Origin of the sequence: Paenibacillus sp. FSL R5-0378 (genome assembly GCF_038009285.1) — a bacterium.
In the GTDB taxonomy this organism is placed as follows: domain Bacteria; phylum Bacillota; class Bacilli; order Paenibacillales; family Paenibacillaceae; genus Paenibacillus_AQ; species Paenibacillus_AQ favisporus.
The window spans coordinates 107,683-122,067 of record NZ_JBBPAY010000001.1 but is presented as its reverse complement, the minus strand read 5'-3'; the positions used below and the strand labels follow the sequence as shown (position 1 = coordinate 122,067).

9 protein-coding genes are annotated in these 14,385 nt (G+C 56.0%); all 9 read left to right on the top strand.

Translation table 11 applies throughout. The features are described from left to right. Positions 1–10 precede the first annotated feature (10 nt). Positions 11–2,026 carry a YIP1 family protein gene (locus MKY74_RS00540; protein ID WP_076172907.1) on the top strand — a complete coding sequence of 672 codons (2,016 nt, stop codon included), beginning with the start codon at positions 11–13 and terminating at the stop codon, positions 2,024–2,026. Between the two features lie 64 nt (positions 2,027–2,090). Next, positions 2,091–4,244 carry a DUF5696 domain-containing protein gene (locus MKY74_RS00535; RefSeq protein WP_076172908.1) on the top strand — a complete coding sequence of 718 codons (2,154 nt, stop codon included), beginning with the start codon at positions 2,091–2,093 and terminating at the stop codon, positions 4,242–4,244. After that, positions 4,241–5,137: a carbohydrate ABC transporter permease gene (locus MKY74_RS00530; protein WP_143811899.1), complete on the top strand. Its 897-nt coding sequence runs from the start codon at positions 4,241–4,243 to the stop codon at positions 5,135–5,137. The genes MKY74_RS00535 and MKY74_RS00530 overlap by 4 nt, the downstream gene beginning before the upstream one ends. Continuing rightward, complete coding sequence (locus MKY74_RS00525) at positions 5,134–6,111, top strand: carbohydrate ABC transporter permease (RefSeq protein WP_076172909.1); 978 nt, start codon at positions 5,134–5,136, stop codon at positions 6,109–6,111. The genes MKY74_RS00530 and MKY74_RS00525 overlap by 4 nt, the downstream gene beginning before the upstream one ends. A 120-nt stretch (positions 6,112–6,231) precedes the next feature. Beyond that, entirely contained in the window at positions 6,232–7,599 is a 1,368-nt protein-coding gene (locus tag MKY74_RS00520) for an ABC transporter substrate-binding protein (protein ID WP_076172910.1), read from the top strand. Between the two features lie 264 nt (positions 7,600–7,863). After that, on the top strand, positions 7,864–9,417 hold the full coding sequence (locus MKY74_RS00515; RefSeq protein ID WP_076172911.1) for an extracellular solute-binding protein: 1,554 nt from the start codon (positions 7,864–7,866) through the stop codon (positions 9,415–9,417). An 18-nt stretch (positions 9,418–9,435) separates the two neighbouring features. Continuing rightward, on the top strand, positions 9,436–11,073 hold the full coding sequence (locus MKY74_RS00510) for a response regulator transcription factor (protein ID WP_076172912.1): 1,638 nt from the start codon (positions 9,436–9,438) through the stop codon (positions 11,071–11,073). Beyond that, the gene (locus MKY74_RS00505; protein WP_076172913.1) at positions 11,066–12,883 is read left to right on the top strand and encodes a cache domain-containing sensor histidine kinase; all 1,818 of its coding nucleotides are present in this window, start codon (positions 11,066–11,068) and stop codon (positions 12,881–12,883) included. The genes MKY74_RS00510 and MKY74_RS00505 overlap by 8 nt, the downstream gene beginning before the upstream one ends. 107 nt (positions 12,884–12,990) lie before the next feature. After that, complete coding sequence (locus MKY74_RS00500; RefSeq protein WP_076172914.1) at positions 12,991–14,310, top strand: family 43 glycosylhydrolase; 1,320 nt, start codon at positions 12,991–12,993, stop codon at positions 14,308–14,310. Positions 14,311–14,385: the final 75 nt, after the last annotated feature.

Below are 14,385 nucleotides of genomic sequence, written 5' to 3'. Positions count from 1 at the left end.
AGTCGGAACGATGAAAAAATGGTTTCCATTACTGCTAGTCTTTATGGCCGTCTTGACGTCCCTGCCGGGTACCGCTATGGCCAAACCTCCATATATGACATCCTATTATGACTCGAACCAGTCGTCCTGGTTCCGCATCCAGCCGATATACCGTCCGGCCGGGGCCATCTCCGCCGATTTCGGGGAGCCGGCTGATCTCGATATCGCCGCCGACGACCGGGTCTATATCGCCGACAAGAAGAAAGACCGCATTGCGGTGCTGAATCCGGACGGCACGCTGCTCCGGACGATCGGCGACGCCGAGGGCCAGGGCCAGCTCTCGGGACCGGAAGGTGTATACGTTACTCCGGACAACGAGGTGTACGTGGCGGACTCCGGAAATCAGCGGATTGCCGTGTTTGACGGGAGCGGACGGTTTCAGAGGGAGTACAAGAAGCCGGAGACCCCGCTGCTCGGCTCGGAGCATTTTGTCCCTGTCAAGCTTGTCGTAGACCGGCGCGGCGTGATGTACATCCAGCTGAACTCCTCGTACCAGGGACTGGTCAGGCTGAATCCGAAAGGCGAATTCATGGGCTATTTCGGTGCGAACAAGGCGGATCAGTCGATGCTGAACTGGCTGAAGAAGCTGGTGCTGAACAAGGAGCAGCTGTCCAAGGAAAAGGGCGCGCTTCCCAAGCCGATTACGAATGTGGCGATTGATCCGGACGGATTTGTGTACACGGCCACCGCCGGCGGGGAAGGGAAGGGAGCGATCCGCAAGCTGAATGCAGGCGGGGTGGACGCTTTTAAAAACAAGACGCTGGTGAACGGACACGGCATCGTCGACGTTGCCGTTGATCCGGAAGGCTTTCTGTACAATATCGACCTCGACTCCATGAGCATCAATCTTTATGACCGCAGCGGCGAGGCCATGTTCGAGTTCGGCGACATCGATAAGGAGACGCAGCAGTACGGCGTGCTCGGTTATCCGACCGGGATCGGCATCGACTCGGATCATGCGATCTGGATATCCGACAGCGGTACCAATACGGTCCACAAATACGTCCGTACCGCTTTCGGCAGCAGCGCGCTTCAGGCGCTCGCACTGTATGCCGAAGGGAAATATGAAGAGAGCAAACCGTACTGGGAGGCGGTCTATGCCCGCAACGATATGTACAACGGGACCTTTCAAGGCTTGGGCAAAGTGTTTTTGCATGAGGACCGCAATGACGAAGCCTTGAGCTACATGAAAGCCGCTTTCGATACCGACGGCTATTCGAAGGCTTTTTGGCAGATCCGGATGGAATGGCTTCAGCGCCATTTTGTCGCCCTGGTGGCCGGACTGGCCGCGGTGATGCTTGCCCTTTACTTCGGCTATCGTCTTATCCGCTGGTTCCTGCGCAGGCGTCCGCTGCCGGCATCCTGGAAGGAGCCGCTGGCGTACATCCGTAATTTGGGCTACGTCCTGATCCATCCTTACGAGGGGTTCTACAAAATCAAGGAGGCGAGGATTCCCGCCTGGATCACGATTTCCCTGCTGCTCCTGGTCATCGGCATCAAGCTGTGCAGAGTTTATCTGACCGGGTTTTTGTTCCATCCTGTCGACCTCTCGGAAGTCAATCTGATGAAGGAACTCGGCCTGTTTGCCCTGCCATGGGTCACCTGGATCATCGCCAACTACCTGGTCTGCAGCATCAAGGACGGGGAGGGCCGGTTCCGGGAAGTCATCCAGGGCAGCGTCTATGCGCTGTCGCCCTATGTGTTCTTTTCGGTCCCGACGATCCTGCTGTCTAACATCGCATCGCTGGATGAGGCTGTCATCATTCATGCATTGAACACGATCATGACCGTATGGCTGCTCGTCATGTTCATCGTGATGACGCAGGTGATCCACAACTTCGATTTCCTGGAGACGCTGAAAAACTCGGCTATCTCGGTGTTTGCAATTCTGACGATCTGGATGTTCGGCTTCATCATTTTCGGATTGTCCTATAACCTGTATGACTTTTTCTATGAGCTTTACAAAGAGGTGAACATCTATCATTAACGCTGCCAAACGACGATTCCGCCAAGCAAAATGGCCTGCCGCCATCGTACTGGTTCTTCTGATCGTGCTTCTGCTGCTGGTGTTCAAGCCTTGGGAGCAAACGACAGCCGAACGATTCTCCCAAACGGGCATCGCCGCGAACCTTCCGACTCCGGACGCCCTGTATGAGGGCGATCCCTGGAAACCGGCCGCAGGGGCTGACGGGTATGCGCTGGCGCTTGAGAACGAACATTATGCGCTGTACGTCCGCCCGGATAACACCCAGATCGCCGTGCTGGATAAGGCATCCGACTACCGCTGGACCAGCAATCCGACCAAGGAGGAGCTGGCCGGTGAAACGGTCAAAGGACAGCTGCTGGCCAACCTGCAATCCCCTTTTCTGCTGACCCATGTCCGGACGCAAGGAGCCGATCAGACGGTCAGGGAGACGCTGAGCAACCAGACGGCCGGCATGCAAATCGCCATGATCCGCAAGCCTGAGGGGCTGCAAATCGAATACTTGTTTCCCGCCAAACAGCTGGGGTTTGTCATGCAGTATGAGCTGACGGACAGCGGCCTCAAGGTCAAGGTGCCTGCGGCCGGCATTCGGGAGGAAGGAGCGTCTGCGCTGTTCTCGCTCGACGTGCTGCCTTATTTTGGAGCCGCACCCGCCAAAGAGAATGGTTATGTGTTCGTTCCCGACGGCCCTGGAGGACTCATCCGCTTCGATCAGGAGCATGCGAGCCTTACCCGGGGTTACTCGCATCAGGTTTACGGCAGCGAGGTGACCAATGAGGAGAATGGGACGCGCACCGGAGAACGGAGGGAAGACATCGCTTACCCTGTGTTCGGGTTGAAGAAGGGCGACCATGCCTTTCTGGCCGTCATGACCAAGGGGGAAGATTCCGCCAACGTATCCGCCGTGGCGCCCGGACTCAAGTCGTCATTCTATCAGGTATTTTCCAGTCAAATCTATCGCGAAGAATATCTCTACCGGATGAGCCGGCTGGCCGCGCCGAGCAAGGCCGTTCAGAAGGAACGGCTGAACCGGGACCGGGAGGTCGAATACCGGTTCCTGAACGGCGCGGACGCGGATTATGTCGGTATGGCGGGAGCTTACCGGAGCTACCTGCAGGAGACCGGCCGTCTTACCGAGGCGCTGAAGCCGGTGGAGCATGTGCCGCTGTACCTGAAAATCATGGGCGGCAATTATGAAAAGGCCTTTGGCCGAATCCGGTATGTGGCCGCCACGACCTTCGAGCAGGCGGGCGATATCGTCAGCACCTTGCAGAGCAAGGGCGTCGCTTCATTACGCACTATATTCTACGGCTGGCAGAATGAAGGTGACTATAACATGGAGAAGCGGTTTCCGATCGATCCGGCGCTTGGCGGCGAAGCGGCCGCGAAGACGTTCATTTCCGGGATGAAGGAGCGGGGCGTCCCTGTCAGCTTCAGCGAGGACTTCCTTTGGGTCGACGGCCATTCCTCCTTCTCCGGCAAGACGGACGCCATCCGGGGGATCGACGGGACCGCCTATGTCGACGACGGCTGGTATATCGCCAAGCCCGCCTATACGGCGGTAACGGCGGCAGATACGGTAAACAGGCTGAAGAAGCTTGGCGTGGGCGGCATCCATTTCAGCGGAATCGGCGAGATGCTGCTGAACGATTACGAGCCTTCCGGCATCCAAACCCGGGAATATGCAAAAACCGTCTACGACGGGCTGCTGAAATATACCCGGGAGGCACTGGGAAGCGCGTCGGTCAACCAAGGGGATGCTTATGCGCTCGGCCAAACGGATTACATTGACGGGCTGCCGTCCGAATCGAGCTACGATTTCATGATCGACGAGACGGTTCCCTTTTACCCGATCGTGCTGCATGGCTTCGTTCCTTATACGTTCGGGGACGGCAACCTTCGCGACGATGAGGATGCCGAATTTTTGCGGGCGATCGAATACGGGGCGCTGCCCTCGTTCTTTGTGACCCATGACGATTCCCGCAAGCTGAAGGACACTCCCTCGAACTTTTTGTACAGCAGCCGTTTCGATAAATGGGAACGCCGGATCGAGGAGGAATACGCGAAGTTCGATTCACTGAGCCAGCTGTATGCCATGAAGATCATCGGTCATGAAAAGCTGTCCGGCCAGAAGTATGCCACCACTTATGAGGACGGCACGAGGGTTATCGTGGATTACGAAGTCAAGGACTTTACCGTGGAGAAAGGAGCGGGGAAATGAGCAGCGTTCCGGATTTTAAACGAAAAGCGGCCCAATATCATCTGAAGCGCTACGGCGTCGGACTGCTGTTTATGCTCCCCTGGATCATTGGATTCTGCGTGTTTGTGGCGATTCCGATCGGCTGGTCCATGTTCATGTCCCTGCACAAGGTCGCGGTGGTGCCGGGGGGATTCAAATATACGTGGCTTGGTCTGCAAAATTACCGCGATGCCTTTCTCAAGGACAACGTGTTTCCGATCGAGCTGATCACCTACTTTCAGGAAATGATCCTGATGGTGCCGATTATCGTCATCTTTGCCCTGCTGATTTCCCTGCTGCTGAACCAGCAGTTCCCCGGCCGGTTCGTGTACAGGGCGCTGTTCTTCCTCCCGGTCATCTTTGCGACAGGGCAGGTGCTGTCCGAGCTGTTTACGCAGGGCGCCGGCGATATACCGTTTCTGGACCAGTACAATCTGGAGCCTGTCGTCCGGCAGTATGTCGGGGGAGAATTGGCCAAAACGGTCATGGAAGTGCTTGGGCGTGTTGTTCTTATTCTCTGGTACTCGGGCGTGCAGATTCTGATCTTCATCGCTGGCTTCCAGACGATCTCTCCGTCAATTTACGAAGCAGTACGCATCGACGGCGCTTCTCCATGGGAGAGCTTCTGGAAGATTACGCTTCCGGCCAGCGTTCCGTTTATCAGCCTGAACGTGCTCTATACCATCATCGACCTGTTTACCTTCCCGCTGAATCCGGTCCTGAAGCACATTAAGGACAACATGTTCAAAGTCGACACCGGATATGGCTACGCCAGTGCGCTCGCTTGGATTTATTTCGGCTTTATTTTCGTCCTGCTCGCGCTCGTGACGGGACTATTCAGCCGCAGCATGCGGCTCAAGGGAGGAAGACCATGAATACGGAACCATGGGTTCAAAGGGCCAGAAATTACGCCACGAGCTTCTTGTGGAGCCGTAAGGCGCAGAAGTACAAGATGGTCATGCTGGGCAGGAATCTGTCGGACGGTCTCCTGGCGAAAATGGTCATTTATGTGCTGCTGTCCATCGTGGCCTATCTGTACTTGCAGCCGCTGCTCTATATGATCAGCACGATGCTGAAGACGGTCAGCGACTTGCTGGACCCCAGCGTCAAATGGATTCCCCGGGTCGTCACCTGGGAGAACCTGACCAAAGCCTACAAAGGGCTGCAGTATCCGGAAGCCCTCCGGAACACCGCTCTTATCGCCCTGAGCTGCTCGATTGTCCAGGTATTGATATGCTCGATGACCGGCTATGCGCTCGCCCGGCTGGCTGTTCCGTTTAAAGGGCTGATCACGGCGCTGGTGCTGCTGACGTTTCTGATCCCGCCGCAGGTGATCATTATTCCGCTGTATGTGATTTTCAGCAAGCTGGGCCTGCTCAACACGCTGTTTGTTTTCCTCGTGCCGGCGATTTTTGGGCAGGGGCTGAAGGGAGCGCTGTTTATCCTTATTTTCCGCCAGTTCTTCAGGGCGCAGCCGCCCAGCCTGGAGGAGGCCGCCAAACTGGACGGCGCTTCCGCTGCAAGGCTGTATTTCCGGATCATGCTGCCGCTTGCCCAATCGGCCTGTCTGGTCGTCTTTCTGTTCTCGTTCATCTGGTACTGGAACATGTACTATGAGCCTTCGATGTTTCTGGCCAAGGGCTTCACGCCGCTCTCCATCCGGCTGGACCAGCTGGAGGATGTGCTGAACCCGTCGCTGCTCGGCAGCAAAGACCTGGTCAGCAATCCGGTGACCGAAGGCACCAAAATGGGTGCCGCCTTCTTGATCATCCTTCCGCCGCTCGTGATCTTCATGTTTCTGCAGCGCTGGTTCATTACCGGCATTGAACGGACAGGGATCGTGGAATAGGCCTTGGCATGCCGTTCTGAAGGAAGCATTGAAAGGGGGAATGCCGACCTAGCAGGTATAGCTTGGGAACGAAGGGGTATCGTCAGCATCCGATGAAATCAAATTGGGGAGGAATAAGGATTGAAAAGAAAACGCATCGCGTCATCCATTTTATCGATGGTCATGCTCATGACCTTCACCCTTGCCGGGTGCAGCAGCAATAATGACAGCGCTTCACCGTCTGGAACAGGCAATGAACCTGCACCCACGCCTGCGCCGAACCAGCCGGCAGCAGAGGAAAAGCATGATCCGGTTACGCTCAAATTCATTTCCTGGAAAAACGGAACCTATGACGAGCTGTACGACTTGTTTCATCAGAAATACCCCTGGATCACCATTGAGCAGGTACCGGTGACCAATTCGCAGCCGATCATGGAAATCATCGCATCGCTGGAAGCAGCGGGCACGCCTGCCGACGTGACCGAGATTGACAGCGATCTGATCACCTTCGAGCAGAACAATCTCATCGAAGATTTGACGCCTTACATCGAGAAGAGCGATATTTTCAAGAACGCCAAATTCCCTGACGGCTTCTTTGAAACGATGATGTTTAACAACAAGAAGCTTGCCGTACCGATGGTTGACGTCCCGATGTGGGTGCTGGTGAACAAGGATCTGCTGGCCAAACACGGCGTGGATATGCCGGCAAACGACTGGAGTTACGACGACTTCCGTAACATCGCCAAGCAGGTGACCGACCCGAGCGCCGGCGAATACGGCATTACGACACAGCCTGAAATCCAAATGCGCCTGCTGTCCTCCAAAGCGATTGCCGACGGCCATGCGGCGAATCATCAATACATGAACGAAGACCTGACCCAGAGCATGCTCAGCACGCCGGACGTCATGAACGACGTGAAATGGTTCCAGGAGCTGGTCACGAAGGACGGGTCGATGCAGAGCAACGCAGCCGCGGAAGAAGGCGGCAACGTGACGAAGGATTTCATCAACGGGAAAACGGCTTTCGCCATCGGCGGCGACTGGGTTCTGCCGACCCTGAAGGAAAAAGCGACATTCGACTGGGACGTTCTTCCGTTCCCGAAAGGCAAGGTCAGCCAGCCGGGGTATTCGATTTACGGACCGCTGGCGCTTCTGTCCGGTTCGAAGCATAAGGAGGAAGCCTTCCTGTGGCTTAGCTTCCAATTCACGCCGGAAGCCCAAAAGTGGAAAATCGACCAGGGAGCCAATGCTTCCGTCATCGATCCCGAGCTGACGAGCTACTACGATCAGGCTCCGATCTGGCAGGGCAAAAATATCGAAGCCGTCAAGATTGCCCAAAAGAACGCCAAAATCCAATCCGGCCTGACCGTGCCGGGGTGGAACGACTACAATTATAACAACATCTTGAACGACATTATCTTCGGCGACCGGGATATCAATGACATCATTCCGGAAACGGAGACATGGAACAAGAAAACGCAGGAAGTGAGAGCCACCTTGAAGCAATAAGAGAGGGGAGGCTGCCGGGCAGACATCAGTCCGGCAGCTTTCTTTTTGAAGATATAAGAGAGCGATCGCTCCACTTTGTTGGGGCTATTTGCCGTGGGCGGACACATCGGCCAATATATGACGGGATTGTTTAATATCGTCCCATTGTCCATTGACAGCACTTCGTTTATATTAATCTTTGTAGATCGAAGAGAGAGCCGCACAATACATTTGGACTCTTTTGTGAAAACGGTTACAAAATAGATGCGGAAAGGAAGAGTAACTATGTCCTTTTGGCGAATTCGGGGATGGTTCGCCGCCTGTCTGCTGTGCATCACACTGGCATCCGGACTGGCGGGCTGCGCAGCCGGCGGCGATGTCCGCATGGACGGCCCCTCTCTTTTCGGCGATGCGGCCGCCACGTCCGGCGAGCCGGAAGCGACGCTAAAGTTTTATTTCGGCGGCGAGAAAAAGGCGGCGACGGATGAAGTTTGGGCGGCCGTGAGCGATTACGTCAAAACCAAAGGATTGAACGTCAAATTTTCCGTCAATTTCATTCCCTGGCCGGAATATTCGGGGAAATTGCTGGTCATGGCAGCGGCAGGAGACCGGTGGGACCTGAATTTCGATTCGGAAGGCTCGTTTAAGCAAATGGCGTCCCGGGGTTCCTATTTGAGATTAAATGATCTTCTTCCGGTGTACGCGCCCCACTTATATGACCGATACCGGCAGCAGCATAACCTGCCCTCTGCCACGATTGGCGGGGATATCGTCGGTTTGCCCTGGTCGATCAAGATGAATCAGCGGCCCTATGCCGGATGGCGGGTGGACCTGGCGGAGAAGGCGGGAATTTACCGCGAACCTGAATCGGTACGGACTGCCGAGGATGTCGATTCGCTTCTCCACGACCTGAAGAAAGCCTATCCCAATCAGAAGCTGAGCCGGATTCCGGCACTCCCCTTGTACGTGGTCCGGGACGAATGGGTGGACTTGGGTTTTCACGGCCTCGGTTTTTATCTAAATGACCCTCATTACAAAGTGCAGGCGATCGAAGATCAGCCTTTTTACGCGGATGCAGCCTTCATGAGCAAGGCATGGTACGAGGACGGAATTCTAAATCCCGATTCAAAGATCGATACCGAAGACGCTGCGGATCAATGGCGCAACGGAAAAATGCTGTTCACGCTCACTTCCCACGAGTGGGCCTATGCAGCCGATCCGGGTTTTGCCGATGCAAGCTACAGGCAGCAGATGTCGCTGTTGTACCCCGACAAAAAAACGGTCAACCGCAGCCCGATCGCAAACGTCGTGGCCATCAACCGGAATGCCGAGCATCCGGAGTTGGTGCTGCGGTTTCTTGATATGCTGGAGACGGACGAGAGGTTGTTTGATCTTGTCGTGTATGGGATTCAGGGGAAAACCTATGAGCTGGACGGAGGGAAGGTCAAGTACCCGGATAACCTGAACTTTTCCACCAGCAACTACATGGACTGGGGAGGACAGTGGGCGCTGTGGAAACCGCAATTTTTGCGCCCCACCGAAACGTACCCGGGGGACTTCTGGAAGGAGGAAGCCCGCTTTGCGGAGCTGCCCGTGAATGTGGATTCTCCCGTGGAGGGACTGCTGCTAAACGATCAGTCGATCAGTCCGCTGCTTGAAGAGCGCGACCAGATCTATGAGGACTACGGCAAATCGATCGAGTACGGCATGGTGCCGGATGTCGCCAAGGCGCTGTCGGATTACCGCATGCTGCAACAAGATAATGGGCTGGATACGATTATCCGGGAAGTGCAGCGTCAGGTCGACCAATTCCTGGCGGCACAGCATCAACATTCATGACAAGGGGAGGATGCCTTTATGATCAGCGTATTAATCGTGGACGATGAATTTGAAATTCGCGAGGGGCTCCGCAAGCGGGTCCCCTGGAATGAATACGGCGTTAGCGCCGTCATGGCCGCTTCGGATGGGGATGAGGCTCTGCAAATGGCCCGTCGCCATCAGCCGAATCTGATCGTGACGGACATCAAGATGAACCGGATGTCGGGACTTGAGTTTCTGGCGGAGCTGCATACTTTACCGGATTACCTGTGGAAAGCGGTGCTGATCAGCGGTTACGACGATTTCAGCCTGGTCAAGCAGGCGATCCAGCTTGGAGCGATGGACTATATCCTGAAGCCGATCAAACTGGATGAACTGGAGCGGATCGTCCGTAAAGCGGTGGATGCGATCGAACGGGAACGGCTGCAGCAGCAAACGCAAGACCGCCTCACGTACCAGGTGCAGTTTGCGGAGCCGAAGCTTCAGGAGGAGCTGCTGCGCGAAATGGTGGAAAACGAATACGATCCGTACCGCGAGACCCGCATCTCCCACCGCCTGCAGTCGTTGAGACTGGACTGGATGAGCCGGATGCCGCTGCTGCTGATGGCCATTGAAGGGGACGACCTAAGAGCGCTTCCCGCCCGGCCGGGCATGCCGGATGAGAAGGAGCTTGTCCTGTTCGGCATCGGCAATGTCGTCAGCCATACGCTTGCCGAGCAATTGAACATGCCGTCGGCCCTGTTTAAGGATACGCACGAGCGGTGGGTGGCCGTCATCGGCTGCCCCGATCCCGAGATGCTTGATTCATGCCGTACCATCGCTGAGACCTGCCTGCTTCGCATCAACCAATTCGTGAAGGTCAAGGCCAGCATCGGGATCAGCCCCGCACCCAAAGAGCTGAACAAACTGCATCAGCTCTACGTGGATTGCACCGAGTCCCTGGAGCAAAAGGTGGTCTGCGGGGGCAACCGGGTCTTCACCGGCAGCGTGGAGGACGGAGCCGCAGAGGTCGGCAGGCTGACGATCCGGGAGCCGGGGGCTGTGCTTGATCTGGTGAAGTACGGAACGGACGCCGACATTTCGGAATCCATGAGCGACTTTGAGGATATGGTCAAATCGTGGGAGCTGCCCAATCTAAAAGATATCCAGCAGCAGTTGTTCAAATGGCTGATGGGAATTTATCGTACGGCCGCGTCGGCCGGGTGGCCCGACCGTTCCTGGGAGCAGGACCCGATCGGTCTGTGGGAGCAATTGGAGCAGTACGACACGCTGCAGTCGCTTCAGGATCAGGTGGAGAGCCGGCTGCTGTCCCTGGCGGGAGACTTCCGCAAAATGGCGACCTCCTCCAGCCAGATCGTCCAGGAGGCCGAAAAGATGATCCGTACCCGCTACGCCGAAAATCTGTCGCTGCAGTCGGTGGCCGCGGCCGTTCACGTGACGCCGATCTGGCTCAGCAAGCTGTACAAAAAAGAAAAGGGCCGCACCTTCATCGAGGAACTGACGAGCGTCCGGATTGCCAGGGCCAAAGAGATGCTGGGCGATACGAAATATAAAATTTATCAGGTTTCCAATCAGGTGGGGTACAAGGATCCGGTCCATTTTACGAAGCTGTTCAAAAAGCTGGTCGGCGTAACGCCCAAAGAATTCCGCCGCCTGCAGGGGATTCTGGATGATTAGGTCTTTTCTCCGGCTGGCCTCCTCGCTGCGGAACCGGATGATACTGATCTTTCTCGCGATTACGATCGTTCCGTTCATTTTGTTCTCGGCCTACGCGCATACCAAGTCGGTGGAAGGAATCCAGCAGGCCAATGCTACCTTCTCCATGAGCTACCTGGAGCAGTCCAAGATCAATCTGGAGGCATACTTGGCAAAATTGAACGACCAGATGAACGAGCTGATCGGAGACAAGAAGCTGCAAGATTTGCTCGAGCAGCCGCCGGCCAGCAGCCAGGATGAAGTGTCGGCCTCGGTGGACCTCCTGAACATTGTGTACCAGAAGAAAAAGCAGATGGATGCCCTGCAGCTGCGCGTCTATCCGCTGAATTCCGAAGCTTATCCCACTTACTTGAGGGCGCTCGAAGTGACGACCTCGACCCGCAATGAAGACTGGTTTCAGAACGCGGCGAACAGTACGCTCCCGATCTGGCATCTATCGGTGGATGGAGGGCCGAACCGCGGTCCGCTGCTCTCCTATGTCAAAACGTTCACCAGCCTGCATAATCGAACGCCGAGGGGGCTGGTGGTTGCCGATCTGGCGGATAACCATTTCAGCCGCTTCTTCTCGCCGACCAAACGGCTGCAGGGGCAGAAATTCCTGATCGTCGACGAAACGGGGAAAATTGTATACGATTCGGCGGGAAGCGAGTGGACAGGAGAGCAGCTGCCGTCCCCCAAATTACTGGCGATGCGGAATGTCCGCAAAGAGGGCGTTGAGACGCTGTCCATTTATGACGAGAAAAATTTGATCGCCTTCGTCCGTATGGACAGCCTGCCCTGGACGATCGTCAGTCTGACGCCGATGCACGCTTTGACGGAGCCTATTACGGCGATGCAGAGACTGCTGATCTTTTTTCTGATCGCTTATATGCTCTGTGCCGTTGGGGTGGTCATCTATCTCACACGGAATTTTACCCAGCCGGTCTTCCAGTTGGTCCGGCTGATGCGCAAGCTGGAGGAAGGGGATTTCAGCATGCTCATTCCGCATCAGAACCGCAAGGACGAGATCGGCTGGCTGTACCGCGGCTTTGGCAGCATCGTCCGGAAAATTGAAGATCTCATCCTGCAGTCCACGCGCGCCGAGCGAACGAAAAGGGAGCTGGAATTTCAGGTGCTCAGCCACCAGATCAACCCGCATTTTCTCTACAACACGCTGGAATCGATCCGCTGGAAAGCGGAAAACCACGGGCGCAACGATATTGGGGAGATGGTATCGGCACTCGGTAATTTGCTGCGGCTCAGCTTGAACCAAGGCAAAGACATTACGACCGTCGGACGCGAGGTCGAGCAGGTGAAGGCCTACGTTCAGATCGAGCAGGCCCGCATCGGCATGCCGCTGCGCGTGCTGTATTTTTTTGACGAAGAGATGCTGGATATGACATTCATGCGCCTGCTGCTGCAGCCTTTGGTCGAGAATGCCATCCAGCACAGCATCCGCGGCAATTTCGAGAAGGGCAAGGTCATCCTCTCCGGCCGCGTGGAAGAGGGGGATCTGGTCATCGATATTAGCGATAACGGCAAGGGAATTCCGGAAGAGGTGCTGAAGGAGTTGAACGATACGGCCGGCAATCGAAAAATGGCGGGCAGATCCGGCGTCGGACTGCGCAATGTGAACGAACGGCTGAAAATTTATTTTGGCCCTGATTACCAGCTTCGGATCGAGACCCAGGAAGGCAAGGGAACCAAAATTACGATCCGTCATCCGATTCTCCCGCCCGGCGGGGAAGAGAGGACGACGCCTGAACGGGGTGCGGATCAGGAAGTCAGCTGAGCGATAAATCCGGTATTGCGGCAAGGAAAGGCACCGTGTACAATGTGGTTAGTCATATATCAAATAGTGAAGTATGATATATCATACAGATGAGGGGAGAACATACCATGACCACTCAGGGAATTCCAAAAGCCTTTATCAAACCGGCCGGCCATAATCCGGTCATCACCAGCATTTATACGGCGGACCCTTCTGCCCATGTGTGGGAGGACGGAAGAATATACATATACGCCTCCCATGATATCGATCCGCCGCGGGGATGCGATCTGATGGACGCATACCACGTATTTTCCTCAGATGACCTGGTGAATTGGGTCGACGAAGGCGAGATTCTCCATTCGCGGGACGTGGCCTGGGGGCGCCCGGAAGGCGGATTTATGTGGGCTCCTGACTGCGCTTACAAGGACGGCACGTATTATTTCTATTATCCGCATCCGAGCGGATCGGACTGGAACGATACCTGGAAAATCGGCGTGGCAACCAGCGATAAGCCGGCCAGCGGCTTTGTCGACCAAGGATATATCGAAGGGCTCGGCGGCTTCGCCATGATCGACCCTTGCGTCTTCGTCGATGACGACAGCAGGGCGTATATGTATTACGGCGGCGGCAGCAAATGCCAGGGCGGAGAACTGGGCGAGGACATGATGTCCATCAAAGGTTCGATGCAGGACATGACGGGGCTGGAGGACTTTCATGAAGCCGCCTGGGTGTTCAAGCGGGGCGGGCTGTACTACCTCACCTACGCCGACAATCTGGAGGACAACAACCGGATGAGATACGCGACAAGCCGGCATCCGCTCGGTCCGTGGACCTATCAGGGCATTTTCCTGGAACCGACCGGCTGCTCGACGACGCATGGCTCGGTGGTGGAGTATAAAGGACAGTGGTACCTGTTCTATCATAACCAGGACATTTCAGGACACGGGAACCTGCGCAGCGTGTGCATCGACAGCCTGCATTTTAACGAAGACGGGACCATTCAAACGGTGGTTCAGACCAAGAGCAGCGTCAAGCCTGTCGGTGAAGCGCCGGAAGCCGAAATTTCGGCCTACTATGCGGCGTCAGTAAGCACTACGGGAGGCGGTGCTGAAGTTACGGGCGGATCTGGAGCAGAAGCAGTCGTCCGAGGACTGGACGCCGGGGGGGCTTACTGCGAATTCGGCGGCGTCGACGGCGGCAGCGGCGGACGGGCCGCAATGTACATCCATTACAGCACGGACGAAGCCCTGGCCAAGCTGAACTTAACGGTCAACGGCCATGCTTACACGCTGATCAACGCCCCCGGAACAGGAAGCGGCAAGGAGGCGGTGGGCGTCGCGTCGTTCACGGTCCGTCTGCAGCCTGGAACGCAGAATACAATCCGGCTGACGGGCGGGCACGGCCGCATTGCGGTAGGCGGACTGTCGGTCAGCCGGTTCGAAGAATAAGAGATTTGGGCTTGGCTTAACCAAGCGGCCCCTGTACACCGGTCAGCTATTAAGCTTACCGGCGGCAGGGGCCGT